At 53.7% G+C, this 13,777-nt stretch carries 15 protein-coding genes and 1 riboswitch; of the genes, 12 read left to right on the forward strand and 3 right to left on the reverse strand.

The annotated features are described in order from the left end of the window. Nucleotides 1-83: 83 nt before the first annotated feature. Nucleotides 84-1,514 carry a hypothetical protein gene (locus FJ146_14130; protein MBM4253106.1) on the forward strand — a complete coding sequence of 477 codons (1,431 nt, stop codon included), beginning with the start codon at nucleotides 84-86 and terminating at the stop codon, nucleotides 1,512-1,514. Here FJ146_14130 and FJ146_14135 read toward each other — a convergent pair. Then, nucleotides 1,511-2,779, reverse strand: a complete 1,269-nt coding sequence (locus tag FJ146_14135; GenBank protein MBM4253107.1) for an MFS transporter — start codon at nucleotides 2,777-2,779, stop codon at nucleotides 1,511-1,513. The genes FJ146_14130 and FJ146_14135 overlap by 4 nt on opposite strands. A gap of 254 nt (nucleotides 2,780-3,033) precedes the next feature. Between FJ146_14135 and FJ146_14140 the strand changes: the two genes are divergently transcribed. The 6 genes from FJ146_14140 to FJ146_14165 all read left to right on the forward strand — a co-directional run bounded on the left by FJ146_14140 (nucleotide 3,034) and on the right by FJ146_14165 (nucleotide 7,638). Continuing rightward, nucleotides 3,034-3,249, forward strand: a complete 216-nt coding sequence (locus FJ146_14140; GenBank protein ID MBM4253108.1) for a hypothetical protein — start codon at nucleotides 3,034-3,036, stop codon at nucleotides 3,247-3,249. A gap of 173 nt (nucleotides 3,250-3,422) precedes the next feature. Continuing rightward, a complete protein-coding gene (mnmA, locus tag FJ146_14145; GenBank protein ID MBM4253109.1) occupies nucleotides 3,423-4,610 on the forward strand; it encodes a tRNA 2-thiouridine(34) synthase MnmA in 1,188 nt (395 codons plus the stop codon). A gap of 1 nt (nucleotide 4,611) precedes the next feature. Next, complete coding sequence (rnc, locus tag FJ146_14150) at nucleotides 4,612-5,361, forward strand: ribonuclease III (protein MBM4253110.1); 750 nt, start codon at nucleotides 4,612-4,614, stop codon at nucleotides 5,359-5,361. Beyond that, nucleotides 5,358-6,761: a ribosome biogenesis GTPase Der gene (locus tag FJ146_14155; GenBank protein MBM4253111.1), complete on the forward strand. Its 1,404-nt coding sequence runs from the start codon at nucleotides 5,358-5,360 to the stop codon at nucleotides 6,759-6,761. The genes rnc and FJ146_14155 overlap by 4 nt, the downstream gene beginning before the upstream one ends. Nucleotides 6,762-6,868: 107 nt before the next feature. Next, nucleotides 6,869-7,273 carry an iron permease gene (locus FJ146_14160; GenBank protein ID MBM4253112.1) on the forward strand — a complete coding sequence of 135 codons (405 nt, stop codon included), beginning with the start codon at nucleotides 6,869-6,871 and terminating at the stop codon, nucleotides 7,271-7,273. After that, a complete protein-coding gene (locus tag FJ146_14165) occupies nucleotides 7,204-7,638 on the forward strand; it encodes a group 1 truncated hemoglobin (protein MBM4253113.1) in 435 nt (144 codons plus the stop codon). The genes FJ146_14160 and FJ146_14165 overlap by 70 nt, the downstream gene beginning before the upstream one ends. A gap of 4 nt (nucleotides 7,639-7,642) precedes the next feature. Here FJ146_14165 and FJ146_14170 read toward each other — a convergent pair whose 3' ends face one another. Beyond that, complete coding sequence (locus FJ146_14170) at nucleotides 7,643-8,470, reverse strand: phytanoyl-CoA dioxygenase family protein (GenBank protein MBM4253114.1); 828 nt, start codon at nucleotides 8,468-8,470, stop codon at nucleotides 7,643-7,645. A 312-nt stretch (nucleotides 8,471-8,782) separates the two neighbouring features. Between FJ146_14170 and FJ146_14175 the strand changes: the two genes are divergently transcribed. The 5 genes from FJ146_14175 (at nucleotide 8,783) to FJ146_14195 (ending at nucleotide 13,440) form a co-directional block, all read left to right on the forward strand. Then, complete coding sequence (locus tag FJ146_14175; GenBank protein MBM4253115.1) at nucleotides 8,783-9,016, forward strand: hypothetical protein; 234 nt, start codon at nucleotides 8,783-8,785, stop codon at nucleotides 9,014-9,016. A 210-nt stretch (nucleotides 9,017-9,226) separates the two neighbouring features. Beyond that, complete coding sequence (locus FJ146_14180; GenBank protein ID MBM4253116.1) at nucleotides 9,227-9,667, forward strand: nucleotidyltransferase; 441 nt, start codon at nucleotides 9,227-9,229, stop codon at nucleotides 9,665-9,667. Continuing rightward, a complete protein-coding gene (locus tag FJ146_14185; protein MBM4253117.1) occupies nucleotides 9,645-9,968 on the forward strand; it encodes a nucleotidyltransferase domain-containing protein in 324 nt (107 codons plus the stop codon). The genes FJ146_14180 and FJ146_14185 overlap by 23 nt, the downstream gene beginning before the upstream one ends. Nucleotides 9,969-9,973: 5 nt before the next feature. Beyond that, nucleotides 9,974-10,121: riboswitch (cobalamin riboswitch) on the forward strand. Nucleotides 10,122-10,138: 17 nt separating this feature from the next. Next, nucleotides 10,139-11,371, forward strand: coding sequence for a hypothetical protein (locus FJ146_14190; GenBank protein MBM4253118.1), 1,233 nt, complete (start codon nucleotides 10,139-10,141; stop codon nucleotides 11,369-11,371). Between the two features lie 5 nt (nucleotides 11,372-11,376). Further along, a complete protein-coding gene (locus FJ146_14195; protein ID MBM4253119.1) occupies nucleotides 11,377-13,440 on the forward strand; it encodes a TonB-dependent receptor in 2,064 nt (687 codons plus the stop codon). A 38-nt stretch (nucleotides 13,441-13,478) separates the two neighbouring features. Here FJ146_14195 and FJ146_14200 read toward each other — a convergent pair whose 3' ends face one another. Continuing rightward, on the reverse strand, nucleotides 13,479-13,745 hold the full coding sequence (locus FJ146_14200; GenBank protein ID MBM4253120.1) for a hypothetical protein: 267 nt from the start codon (nucleotides 13,743-13,745) through the stop codon (nucleotides 13,479-13,481). Nucleotides 13,746-13,777: the final 32 nt, after the last annotated feature.

Below are 13,777 nucleotides of genomic sequence, written 5' to 3' on the forward strand. Positions count from 1 at the left end.
CCGGGAGGGTCGAGGAATTAGTTGGCAGAGCAAGTGCTGGGCTAGGATTCCCGTCGCATGAAGGCCCGCGTGAGGGCGATTTTATGTTTGTCGGAAAACACTACCTGGCGTGGATTGATAATACGGGATTTTCCGGTAAACTGAACGGACTGTGGCCCCTGAATGCCATACCAGATAATTTAGATTTTGTTTTGCTTGAGCCAACCCCAAACGGTACGCGCCCAGTGAGTATGCTCCTCCCGGGGGAGGACGGCGATGGGCGCTGGCCTAGAGCCTATAACGGTGCCGAACATTACGAGCTGCCGCGGTACAAAAACGGTCGTCACGATAGCCAGGCCGGGATACTCGAAGCCAACCACTTTACTGATGCTCCCGCATGGTGGCGTGAGTGTATCAATGACAACACTGACCCAGGCCGGTGGGACCATCCCGTCGGATCAACCGAAGTCGCGGTCGTTGCGGGTGGCATTCGTTTTCGTAATGAGGCTTCGATGACGATCGTCGCGCGGTTTCATCCCGATTCCTTCGCCTGTGGGAGCCCTTATCCTGTCGACGATACGGAGACGACGGATCTTCGTCTCGTCAGTAGCTACATCATGCTCGGTGATCAACCGATTATCGAGCGGCGCTACCAACTCATTAATTACGGTGACAGAGCCGTTGCCAACGTCGGGATGGAAAAACTGATCGGTGGCCAGATTCTCACCGATTGGCCGCATCCGCACTACCTAAAGCAGTACCAGAACTTTATCTCGTGGGACGGCGAGGATCTTAAGAAGTACGCTCCCTTAAAATACAACGGCGACGGTCAAAAGAGTGATTTCATCCAAGTCAGAGGCACCGGGACGCTCACTCTGAGCGCGACGCCGCAACTGAGAGCGGGGCAATCGATTAGCATGCAGCAAGAGGTCGATCACGCCGGCGAAGATCTTGGCGTTTGCCTCTGCATTGCACATGGTGGCTTTGAATTCACTGGGTCTGTACTCGCTGGGCAGCGTATTGCGCCGCGGCAAGAGACCCCTGGTAGTATCGGACCCGAACAACTGCGGATCCTCAATATTCTCGGTAACCGAACCGAATCGAGTCTGAGCGCGATCACCACAACAGTCCTAAATATCCCCGGCACCGGCGTCACCAGTCACAGCGTGGGGCATGATAGCGGCGGCGGATGGGCGGTGCAGCAAGATCATGATAAACCTGGATTTATTTACTATCGGAACTACCTACCCATGACGTCAGGCCGCGTTGGTCAGGCGGTGTTTTACTTGAGGCGCGACAGCGGCGCGACCCGCAGCGACGCCGTTTTGGAAATTGATCTTGTATGGAACGGCCGTAAGGTTTTGGCGCAGAGGCTGATTAAAGCGGATGACTTTTTTGCCAGCGGTGAGTCTCAGCGCTTCGTCCTCGATTTTTTGGCACCCGGCACGGGTGTCTCCGGTGTCATGGAGCCGCGCGTCCGATGGCTTGGAGGCGCTTCGATCACATTAGAGGCTCTGATCGTTAATGCGATCTAGTTGGTCTTGGGTGACTTTAGAGTTAGGGTGAGCAGGGCACCCAGGACTAAAAATGCAGCGATAGCGTGGAGTCCAGCGACCGCCGATCCCGTCCGGTCGTTGAGCCAACCAACTAAGTAGGGACTCAGGAATCCCGCCACGTTACCAAGGGAGTTGATGAGCGCGATACCGCCAGCGGCGGCGACACCGGACAAAGTGGTGGCTGGTAGACTCCAAAATATGGGCAGGCTCGTGATAATCCCGCAGGCAGCCAGGGTCATTGCCACGAGGGCACCGGCTGTGCCGTGTAGATGACTCGCTGTAAGGTAAAATCCAAGCGCGCTAAGTAGAGACGGCATCGCAACATGCCAGCGGTATTCCCGGTGTCTATCGGCACTAGCAGAGGCGGCCATCATGGCGACAAGGGCAGCGATCCAGGGGAGCGCGGAGAGCAGGCCTACTTGACTTGGGTCGGTGACGCCGGTGCCTTTGATGACAGACGGTAGCCAAAAACTGACGCCGTAGTTTCCCATGACGAGGCAGAAGTAAACGGCGCAGAGCTGCCAAAAACGAGGAGTCCCAAGCGCGTCACGAAAACTTCCGTGCGTCTTCGTGGTCTCCTCAGTAGCGATGCTGGTGGCGACCAATTCTCGTTGCGCATGGCTGAGCCACCGCGCATGCCTGGGATTATCAGGCAGCCTTGCTGCCACATAAATGCCGAGCAACACTGCGGGCACCGCCTCAATCCAGTACATCCACTGCCATCCGCGTTGCCCACCGTGACCTTCGAGAAACTGCATGATCCAGCCTGAGAGTGGACCACCGATCATCCCGGCGACGGGGACAGCCGCCATAAAGATGGCTGTCACGCGGGTCCTGACTCCTGCGGGATACCAGTAGCCGAGGTAGAGGAGGATTCCCGGGAAAAAGCCGGCCTCTGCCATGCCGAGTAACAATCTCACCACGTAGAACTGATACTCAGTCGTGACGTGAGCCATGGCGCCTGAAAGGATGCCCCAGGTGATCATGATGCGCCCAATCCATAGCCGGGCGCCGACACGATGTAGGATCAGATTACTAGGGACTTCGAGTAAAAAATAGCCGATGAAAAACATGCCGGCGCCTAGACCATAAGCGGCTTCCGACATCGAAAGATCAGTAAGCATCTCCAGCTTGGCAAACCCGACATTGACTCGGTCGATGTAGGCGATGACGTAGCAGCAAAAGAGCAGTGGCAGTAGATGCCAACTGATTTTTCGGTAAATAGGGTGGGGATCTGAGTTCATGATTGACTCAAACGCGCTCCGTACGAGAGGAATCTATCGGAAAATCGTCTTCTGTCAGTTGCACCATGGAGCTCGAACCGCCCTGAGTTAGCTAGAGCCCTATGTATAACCCACGGAAAGCCCTTGGGTATTGGTTTTTTTGGGGTGGGCTTAAATTTTCCCTAAAGTAATTCTGGCAAGTGCCGAACACAATCTTGGTGCGCGTGAGTTAGAGCTAAGGTCACGCCCTAAGCTAACTTTCGCGGGGGTCTCACATGAAATGCATAGAAATGTATCCAACTATCGAACAGGCAAAAGAAAAATTACCAGTACTTAAAGGCCGCGGCATCGATGCCAGGCTGATAGTCGACCCCCTTGAAAGCATGGCTCCAGCTCTTTCTGACATGTCTGGGGTAGGTATCTCTGTCCCTGACGCGCGCGCCGTGGAGGCTTTTGAAGTCCTCCACCCGGCATACAAGAAAGCCTCTTAAAACAGGGGTTTGATGATCGCCGGCCAGCCGCCTGAATGGACTTCGGGCCGGCTGGCCGCGAGGTCGTCTTATTTTATTAGAAAATCATAAAATACTGGTGCATTGATTAAAAATAGGTATACTGCGACCCTCGCCGGATCAGGCTTTTATCAATAGTCGGGGGGGTACGCAGCATGACCAAGACTCGTGTCGTGGCAGCAATGTCGGGAGGTGTGGACTCCTGTGTCGCGGCGGCTTTGCTACTTGAGCAGGGCTACGAGGTTATTGGTATTACGATGCAGCTGTGGAACCATGCTGGCGACGGCGAGGAGCGTTTTGATAGCTGCTGCTCGCTCACTGATGTCCACGACGCACGCATGGCGGCCCACCGCATGGGTGTCCCTCATTACGTCGTGAACTACGAGCGTGAGTTTAAAAAGGGCGTCGTCGATTATTTCGCGTCTGAATACGGCGCCGGGCGTACGCCTAATCCGTGCGTGATGTGCAACAGTAAACTCAAATTTGATCACTTAGTGGACCGTGCACGTGCGCTCGGTGCCGACTGGGTGGCGACTGGGCACTATGCGCGGGTCGTGCACCATAGCGATGGACGCCCGAGTGAGCTCTATACAGGCCTTGATCCCAAGAAGGACCAAAGCTACTTCCTCTTCGACATGCAGCCCGACAATCTCAAGCGGGCGATGTTTCCGCTTGGTGGTTTAACTAAACCTGAGGTGCGGGCGATCGCTGCACGTCTTGGACTCCATACGGCGGAAAAACACGAGAGCCAAGAGATCTGCTTTGTCACTGGGGGCCGCTACAGCGACTTTTTAGAAAAGCATTATCCCGACGTGGTGCGTGGACGCGGCGGTGAGATTGTCGATCGTGATGGTCTCGTTCTTGGGCGTCACGAGGGAATTCATCTCTTTACAGTCGGGCAACGCAAGGGACTTGGGGCTTTAGGTCCCGACCCCAAATATGTGGCTGCGATCGACGCAGAGCACAACCGTGTTGTCGTCGATGATCTCGAGAATCTTAAAGTCGAGGGCTTTGGCGTCGATCTCGTCAATTGGCTTGTACCGCGCGACGAGATCACGGCTGATCGGACCTTAAGTGTGATGGTGCGGTACCGGGCTAAGCCGGTCGCTTGTCGCGTGGTGCCAGATGCGGATAAACCAGGGCGCTACCAGGTCCTGCTCGCCGAGAAGGCGCGCTGGGTGACTCCGGGGCAAGCGGCCGTATTTTATGACCAAGAGAGGGTAGTCGGTGGAGGGTTCATTGCCAACAACACAGCCTATAAGGCCACCGTGGCCGCGGCCAGCACGCCTGGAGGATTATCAACTCCTCGGGGCCCAACATCAGCCGATCTTCACGCGACTTGACGTGCTGCAGGAACGGGCCGGCCACCGCTTTGCCGACCTGACCCTGTTGTACGAGGCGCTGACGCATCGCTCGGCCTTGATGGAACTCAGTAGCGTTGTACCCCAGCGTGGTGCGACTGCTAGGAGAAAGTCCGCAGCCAGTGCGTCGCCAAGTTTACCTTGGAACGAGCGGCTTGAATTTCTTGGCGACGCCGTTCTTGGTCTGGCCATCAGCCAGAGGCTCATGGAGAGTAGCGACAAGCTTGCAGAGGGTGATCTGTCCCGTCTGCGTGCCATGCTGGTGAACGAGGAAAACCTGGCTGACCAAGCACGTCAATTGCAACTCGGTAAGTTCCTCATTATGGGTAAGGGCACGGCTCAGACTGGTGGTCGTAATCGCGACTCACTCTTAGCTGATGCACTTGAAGCCCTAATCGGTGCGGTTTTTGTCGACGGTGGCTTCGCTGCTGCCGATGCTCTGATCGGGCGGATCTTCGCCGGTCAGCTCAAAGGTGATTTAGCTCAGTACAAAAGATCGGACTATAAGACGCAACTGCAGGAATTAACGCAGGCCCACAACAAACAGACACCTGTTTATGAGGTGGCGCAGGAATCCGGCCCCGATCATGCCAAGGTGTTTGAGGTGCGTTGCATTGTCTCCGGCCGTGAACTCGGTCGTGGCCGCGGCGCCAGTAAGAAACGAGCTTCGCAAGAAGCAGCCAAGTTAGCCATATCTTCATTTAAGCAGGTAGCGAAGGAGGGGCAGTTATGATCAATGGTATCGTCGCCATAGTTGGTCGGCCCAATGTCGGTAAGTCAACTCTCTTTAACCGTCTCACCGTATCGGATGACGCTATCGTCGATGATCGGCCGGGCGTGACGCGCGATCGTCTCTATGGCCATGCTTGGCTTGATGCCGAGAAGACCAGTGGCTTTATGGTGATCGACACCGGCGGATTTGAGACGGATGACTTCAAGTTTCAGCCCTTTGCCGAAAACTTAGTGTGGCGCCAAACCGAGGCGGCTATCAAAGAATCGGATTTAGTCCTGTTGGTTTTAGACGGCAAATCAGGCATGAATCCGCATGACCGTCAGCTCAAGCGCTACTTGGAAGAGATAAAAAAACCACACGTGATCGCCGTCAACAAGGTTGACGGGCCCGAGCAGAGTCAGGTCATGTGGGAGTTCTTCGAGCTAGGTGTCGATGAGCTTATCAAGGTTAGTGCGGCGCACAATCGCGGCGTTGGTGATCTGAAGCAGCAGCTGGCTGACGAGCTCGAGACGCTACCGAGTCTGGCGCACGTTAAATCGGCCAGCGATGCTATCCGCATAGCCATCGTCGGGCGTCCGAATGCAGGTAAATCGTCGATACTTAATCGGATGATGGGCGAGGAGCGGGCCTTAGTCTCAGACATTGCAGGCACGACTCGTGATTCGCTCGACACTCCGATGGTCTATAACAACCAGGCCTACGTCCTGATCGACACAGCGGGTATCAGGCGTAAATCCAAGATCAACGAGCGTCTGGAAAGCTTAAGTGTCATGCGGAGCCTTAGGGCGATTGAGCGCGCCGATGTAGTTCTGCTGGTGCTTGATGCCGTTCAGGGTCTGACGGAGCAGGATGCGCGCCTGGCTGATCTCGCTGCAGATCGCGGTAAACCGGTCGGGATCGTCGTCAACAAGTGGGATATATTCCCCGATAAAGAATCGAACACGGCCAAGGAGTATACGGCGGCCATTCATCGCGAGCTGAAGACGCTGTCGTATGCGCCTATTACCTTCGTGTCGGCCCTGACGAATCAGCGTGTCCACCAGTTGATGTCTCTGGCCGAACGACTAGCACAGTCGGCAAAGAGCCGCGTCGATACCAGCGAGGTCAACCGGGTACTGCGGGCCATGGTCCAGGAGCATACTCCGGCACTGATCAAGGCTAAGTCGAAGCGGGTGAAGTTTTACTTTGCCACCCAGGTCGCCGTGTCGCCCCCAACGATCGTTGTTTTCTGCAACGTATCCAATGAGATTCATGAAAGTTATGTGCGCTATATGACTAACAGGTTCAGGCGGGATTTGGGCTTTGCAGAAGTGCCGATCAGGCTTATATTCCGTCCCAAGAGCGATGTGCGCCAGCGCGATGCAGAGGCTGCTAGCGAGGCCAAGGAGTCCCTAGATTAGGGCGCTGCGGTGGTGCTATAATTGGGGTGCCGGAAATGTCCCGCCCCCCCTTGCTCTTGCTACTACCCTAAACTCACGCAGACCCATCGGATCAAAGGAGCCCCATCATGTCGGATCAGTCAGACTGTAAACAATTGAGTCGCCGTCAGGCTCTCCAAAAACTTGCTGCTGCAGTGCCGGTCACTGTCGTAGCTGCCAGTGCTGTGCGGGCGATGGCTGCAGAAGCCCCAGCGGCCAAGCCGGCGGCTGCACCAGCTGCTGCTGGCCCCGAGCTAAAATTAGTGCCCGACACGGATGCCACCGCAAAGGCGCTTAAGTACGTGCCGGACGCTACCAAAGCGACTCGCGTCGACAAGATGGGCGTCGCAGGTAAGGACCAAAACTGCAAGAACTGCCAGTTCTACACCAAGGCAGGTGAAGTTAAGGGGCAGGAAGTAGGCAAGTGCCTCATGCTTCCAGCTGGTATGGTGGCTTCCACTGGTTGGTGTATGTCGTGGACCAAGAAGGCCTGAGTACTGAGCCCTCTATCTACGAAGAGATAGGTGCCGATCTCATACGCCGATGTTTGACCGTTTTTTACGAACGGGCATTCACCGACGGGGTGATCGGTCATTTCTTTTTTGGTAAAGACCGCGCGCATATCACCGAGCAGCAGATCGATTTTGCCACAGCCATGCTCGGTGGTCCGCGCAAATACCGCGGTAAACCGTTGGCTGCGGCTCATGCCCATCTGGACATCAGACGACCGCATTTTATGCGGCGTCAAGTTTTGATGCGCGAGGTGTTGACGGAGATGGGGGTTCCGGAGCGCCAGCGCGATGCATGGCTGGCACTTGAGGAGGCGCTGCGTCCCGTCGTCACGCGGCCGACTAGGTAAGGAATCACCCTAGTAGGCTCAGCATCGGCAACGCGGGATCCCGCTGCAGCCAAATCCCATCACGCCGTGGCAGGTCGCCCTCGCTGACATGGAGCGTATAGGCGTGACGCGAACGCGACGACGTATTCTTGTGACTCATATGCGGTGCAAGCGCATGCAGGAGTATAACGCTGCCCTTGGGCACCTCCAAGGGCACGGTGGCATCCAGGTTCCACGGGGTGGCGTCGTGAGTCTCAAAATTTGTTGTTTCGTCTGGTAAACGAGTCATTGTTTGTCGGCGTCCCGCCTTATGAGCGCCAGGGATAGCCCATAGGCAACCGTTTTCCTCTGTAGCATCTTCAAGCGCAAACCAAAGACCAATCAAACTGCTCGGCTCGGTGTCGAGAAACGTACTATCTTGGTGGCACGTCACTTCGCCGCCGATATGCGGTTGTTTGAATATGTACATAGACTGCATGATGCGTGGGTCACGAAATTTACCTAGGCTAGTCACAATGCTGCGAATCTCAGGCAGCAATGAGAATTCGCGGAACACCGGGTCGAGATCAGCCAAGGCGTGGCCGATCTTATTGATGGCTAGGTGCTTGTCGCGCGTCAACGTGCCGTCGGCGCTGAGGGCGTCTTCTTCAAAAAAGAAGCGGATCTTATCCCCCGACTCCAGGAAGTAATGATTGCGGACATGACTGTTGCGATCGGTCGCGAAGATGACCTTGAGATCACCTGGCTCAAAGGCGTCGACCAGCTCATCGGCGCGACCGCGGAGTGCGTCGCAGGTGTGAGATGGAATGACACCGGGGAGGACTAAAAAGCCATCACGGTCAAACTGGCTGATATCACGGGTAGTTAGCAAAACTACAAGCTCCTTTTTACCGACCTTCAGGTGGGGGTGCCCCCATGTGACGATCTCTCGTCTACCTGGTAGTAGTCCGGTCTACCAGGGGATTTTTGCGATGGGTCGCCCTTACTGCGGTTTGCCCGAGGTTCAAAGTTGGGATTACGGTATTTTCCGAACCATTAAACCGATATTATTGTAAATAAACTACTTAACAAATAATTTTTATTATATTATTTACTTTTTAATTAAATAAAATTATATATAACTTGTCTTGAAGATATCTTTTTAACAAAATCTTGGGAGATCTTTATGAAACTAGCTTCAAACAAACTCGCTTTGACCGTTCGCGCCGCCATCGCCAGCACCTTCGTGGTGGTCACCATGTCTTCAGCTGCCATGGCTGAGGAGCTCCAGTACTGCGATCAAATTTTCTCAGGCGGTGACTCTGCTTATGTCCCATGCGTTTCCGGTGTTGATCAAGGTAACGGCACAGTCGTGGTCTATGACAACAATGGCAACATTGTGCACATCGAGAAGAAGTGAGTCTTCCAGCCTCTGACACCCGTGGTGGTTTAGATCGCCAAGGTGAAAGGTGGGCCCACAAGCTAGATGTCGTCAATCAGACGGCGCTAGTTTGTGGGCCCTTTTTTCGTGGGCCTTTTTTCGTGGCTTACCATGATCTTGTTGGTTTCACTGGTTGATTCCGATTACTATGTGTATAGCGTGAGACGACAATTCGAACGGGCTTAGACGATGACGATAACCTCGACACCTCTCTCAACCACACACCTCGGTAGAACCATTAAGACTCTCGAGGTGTCCTATCAGATGCTGCGGTCTGCACAGGCTGGTAGCATTGAATACGAGGTGGCTCGTAATGCTACCATCAAGGGCTTTGAGCTTTGTCTTGAGACTTCTGGCAAACTACTGCGCAAGTCTCTAAAGCCCTACTTTGCTTCGTCGCGCCAAGTCGATGAGCTCATGTTTAAGGATCTTTTTCGTCACGCCCACAAGCATGGCTTCTTTACCGCCGATGAGGTCGATAGGTGGTTTTCCTACCGCGATAATCGTAACAAAACTGCCCACGATTACGGCGAGGGATTTGCAGAGGAAACGGTGAAGCTCATACAACCATTCTTGCACGACGCCATCAAACTCAAAGGTGTGATCGATGCCCGCAGCGCTTCAGCTTGATCCGCGTTACTTAGCGATGCTGCGTTTGATCTTTGATAAGTATCTCAAAGATCAATCGGTGGAAGTTTTGGCCTACGGTAGTCGTCTCACGGCAAATTTTCACTCCGGCAGCGATCTCGATCTGGTTATCAGGAATACCAAAGATCGCTCCCTGCCGGTAAAGCACATGTTTGACCTGCTCGAAGACATTCGCGAGAGCAACGTCCCGATCCTGGTCGATGTCTTAGACTGGGCTAGGATTCCGGACGAATTTCACACTCAAATCGAGCGCCAACATCTAGTGATTTGGCCGGTAGGCTAAAGAATTTCGCTTTGTTAGATCGAAGTGCTAGAGTTGTATAAGAGGCAGCCTACTTGGGGAAGCTGGTGGGAATCCAGCACTGTGCCGCAACGGTGTATGGAGGTTCGTGTAACCCCATGAGTCCGAATGCCAAGTAGGCATTTTTTATCTCTCGAGCAAGGGGACTGTTGATGAAGCTAGCAAAACACGGTCGTGTCGGTACTGGTCAGCTGGGGGCGATGCTTGCAGTTGGGGTCTTAGGCGCGTCGCTTGGGTGTGGGAACAAAGATAAGGATGAGACGGCGGTGACGGCACAGCCTTTTTCGGGGATTGCAATTGCTGGCGTGCCTGCGGACTACAGCTCTTCGAAGTTGTTTTTTCAACCTCTGAAAGATGGCGCCATTAACGGCGACCTTAAAACTTTGCTTAGTGGTGAGTCAGGTGATCCGTGGCTGACCACGATGAACGACAAGCTTTATTTTTTCAACAGGACAAGCACCAGCTCTAATTTTCGCTCGATAGATACCAAGCAATCTGATGGCGCCCCGGGCAACCAGATTCGCACAGAGCAAGCGGGTTCTGGTGATCCTCACGACGCACTGTGGTTGTCATCTGACCGAGTGTTACTCGCACATTACATTGCAAATAAGTTGGTTGTGGTTAATCCGGCGGATGGCAGTATTAAGCAGGAAATAACTGCTAATTGGGACTTAGGATCCGACGCTCAAGCGGTGTTCCGGCCTGAGGCGTTCTACCGCGCTAGTAGCACGGTCCCCGGCGAAATTTACGTGCTTAATCAGGGTCGTAGTGCAGACTTTTTTGGCTACACCGGCGCCCAGCAAATTTTTGTGTTGAAGGACGATGGTACCACAGTCACTGTGGTCGATATTGATCCGGCGAAGGAAAAGGTACAAGGCATTAAACTAAACGTCATGAATCCGCAAATTATCTACGGCGTAGATGACGCAAATAAACCAATTGTCGCCGGCTTCTGCACAATTTGGGATACAGCATCACCATGTGTGTCGGGGTTTGAGCGCGTGGATTTGGCAGCGCGTACCTCTACCTTAGTGCTTGACCGGTCCACCGCAACCGAAAAAGGTAACGGCAGTGTAGTTGGTGCTAAAAATGGTAAATACTACGGCGTTGTCGCTACTTCAGATGGCGCCGGCGGCTACAAATCGCAGGTTCAGGTGTTTGACATAAATGCTGGTACCGCGAAGACATTTTACGAAATTGCCGATGCCAATTACGCCGACTACTCAATTGCTTACGATATCAGTGCCAATAAACTATATGTCGGTGAAAAGAAAACGGACGGGACAGGTCAATTCTCGATTTTTGATTTAGCGTCTGAGAGTTCTACGCCATCCGCCACTTTGGCTCTGCCTTTAGTTCCCTATAAGATCAAATTTGTACCGTAAATGAAATGACTACCGTATTCACCACAGCCCTGACCATCATCCTCTCGACCTTGGCCACTTCGGTGGCTAAGGCGGAAGACCAAGATGGACCAGTGTCACGGGCGAATACGGTTGAAGTTTGGGGCACACGCACGGAATCTACGCGCGCAGCCCGAGCTGGACAGAGTGTGATGATTCGACCGGATGATGAGACGCGCTTTGATACGCGCGTCCATCTCCGGAATGAGCCTAATCTAGCACTGCCCGATACTGGTAGGATCAATGCGTCCGGCTTCAATCTACCACGGGTGCGAGGCCAGGATTCTAGGTTTACAGAAGTGTACCTTGACGGTCTGCGGGTGCAGGATCCCTACGTGGGTTTCCCTTTCATCGATGACTTAGACCTGCGTGCCTGTGGTGAACTATCGATCTACGTGGGTAATCCACCGCCGTCGCTCCCTACGATCAATCCAAACGGCGCTATCGCTTACCGGATGTTTACACCGGTAGGGCGCAAGGATCAGACTGGGATATTGGTGGGGCGTCCCTACGGTACTGCGCTCTGGGCCCTCAGTCGCTATCGTTCAGCAAATGGCAGCGATGCGCGTTTTTATGGACGAGAGCATTGGACGGATGGTCGCTTTCCCTATCACGATGATAACGCTACCCCCTACAATGTCTCTGACGATAGAACGGGTGAGCGGCGGCATGCCGATAGGCGAGCCATTCAGTTTCTACCGACCTTCAACTGGCAGAGTGGCGGGCATCATGTTTCGGTCCTTGGTCTCTGGAACGACGCCAAGACCAGTCTGCCGGCGCGCAATAGTAGCACCAATAGCTTGGCGCGTGAGTATTCCCGTCACCGCGTGGGGCGCATAGCCTATAACTTCAAGCCTGAGTCGTCTCATGTCGCCGTGCCAGAATTGATGGGACTCGAGATCGGTCGCTACGATGACCAGATGGACGTTAGTGACCCGACTAATGTAGTTTTGGGATCGGTTCAGTCTAATAAAAGGCGTCTTCTATCAAGTAGTGCGGCTACCAATTTGAAGTGGACTGTAGCTAGTGACCAAGGGGAATCGTCGCTATACCTGCGTGGCGAGGCCACCGATACAAGTATCCGCGCAATGACTAGTGCAGCCACGGATTATACGATTAGAAGGCGTCAGAGCTTATTTTATTCTGGACTTGATCTAGCGATTTTACCCACGGTTAGAGCCGAGCTCAAGGGCATGATTACGCGCCAGACCGATAATGCCAACGGCAAGAAGAATCAGGAGACCGTTAAGAGCCTCAGTCAGTCGCGTCATCTGATGATACCGGGGAGTTCTTTGGGGCTAGCTTGGCAGCCGCAAGACTTAACCGTTTACATGCAGGTGGCAAGAGTACGTCGATCACCGACGCTGCTTGAGCAGTTTGGTGATGGTGCTTTGATTCGCGATAATCCTGGGCTGTCTCCTGAGACCACTATCCACCGCGAACTTGGCATTCAGTGGCGGGTAGAGGGCGGGGCGCTGATCACTGGACCCATGAAGCAATTTAGTTTACGCAGTTCCCTGTTTAGAGATGACACGTGGGACCGGATTATCTTGCTACCTTCCATTGCGCAGACCATGCGGGCGCAAAACGCGGTGCGTACAGCCATCAATGGAGCTGAGATTGCTGGCGAGATTACGGCCTGGTCGACGACGCTGATGGCTGGGTATGCGCGGCTCTTTCCGATGGACTTGAGCTACTCTAGCCGACACCGGACCGTGCCGGGAGTGGCTGAGCATGTTGCTACCGGTAGCATCAGTCAAAACCTAGGACTTGCAACTCTCAGGTGGCAGTCAAGATACCAAAGTCAGGTGTGGCGTGACTCTGAGAACAGTATCGCTGTTCCTGGCTACTTGATCCACGATGCTACGTTAGATGCTAAATGGTCGCAGTTTAGCTTTGGTTTTGGGTTATTCAATCTTACCGATCAGCGGCGTCTTAATATTTACGCTGATGGCACCGAGGCTAATCGCGGTGCCACCTCATACAGTGACTATGCTGGTATGCCGCTACCGGGTCGGCACTGGCGCGTCAGTGTGTCGGCTTCGCTATAAGGCAAGAATAGCTCGCCCTTTGGGGAGAGCGGCTGGATTCAAGCTGACCTTTTGCGTCTCTCTTCTTCAAGCTTTTGAATGAGCAATAATTTAATGACCGGCTGGCGTGAAATACCAGCACGCGTTGCTTCAAAGTCTAGCTGAGCAACCAGCCATTCAGGTAAATCAAGGTTGACTTTGTGGATTTTAGGTATCTGAACTTCGCCATGAGACGCGAAAAGATACCCAAGATCTTCTTCTTCGAGAAAAGCATCCATTTTCTTCGATGAATCAAATTTTTTTGAGATAAACTTCTTTTTCCCCATTTCGGGCTCTCTTCCCGCTAATTAACCGCATG

Source organism: Deltaproteobacteria bacterium (assembly GCA_016874735.1).
GTDB lineage: Bacteria > Bdellovibrionota_B > Oligoflexia > Oligoflexales > CAIYRB01 > CAIYRB01.

Bases quoted from the DNA above. Each gene is read 5' to 3' on its own strand.
- FJ146_14180 (MBM4253116.1), top strand. From the start codon at position 9,227: ATGACGATAACCTCGACACCTCTCTCAACCACACACCTCGGTAGAACC.
- FJ146_14140 (MBM4253108.1), top strand. From the start codon at position 3,034: ATGAAATGCATAGAAATGTATCCAACTATCGAACAGGCAAAAGAAAAA.
- FJ146_14200 (MBM4253120.1), bottom strand. From the start codon at position 13,745: ATGGGGAAAAAGAAGTTTATCTCAAAAAAATTTGATTCATCGAAGAAA.
- FJ146_14185 (MBM4253117.1), top strand. From the start codon at position 9,645: ATGCCCGCAGCGCTTCAGCTTGATCCGCGTTACTTAGCGATGCTGCGT.
- FJ146_14190 (MBM4253118.1), top strand. From the start codon at position 10,139: ATGAAGCTAGCAAAACACGGTCGTGTCGGTACTGGTCAGCTGGGGGCG.
- FJ146_14130 (MBM4253106.1), top strand. From the start codon at position 84: ATGTTTGTCGGAAAACACTACCTGGCGTGGATTGATAATACGGGATTT.
- FJ146_14160 (MBM4253112.1), top strand. From the start codon at position 6,869: ATGTCGGATCAGTCAGACTGTAAACAATTGAGTCGCCGTCAGGCTCTC.
- FJ146_14195 (MBM4253119.1), top strand. From the start codon at position 11,377: ATGACTACCGTATTCACCACAGCCCTGACCATCATCCTCTCGACCTTG.
- FJ146_14155 (MBM4253111.1), top strand. From the start codon at position 5,358: ATGATCAATGGTATCGTCGCCATAGTTGGTCGGCCCAATGTCGGTAAG.
- FJ146_14135 (MBM4253107.1), bottom strand. From the start codon at position 2,779: ATGAACTCAGATCCCCACCCTATTTACCGAAAAATCAGTTGGCATCTA.
- mnmA (MBM4253109.1), top strand. From the start codon at position 3,423: ATGACCAAGACTCGTGTCGTGGCAGCAATGTCGGGAGGTGTGGACTCC.
- FJ146_14175 (MBM4253115.1), top strand. From the start codon at position 8,783: ATGAAACTAGCTTCAAACAAACTCGCTTTGACCGTTCGCGCCGCCATC.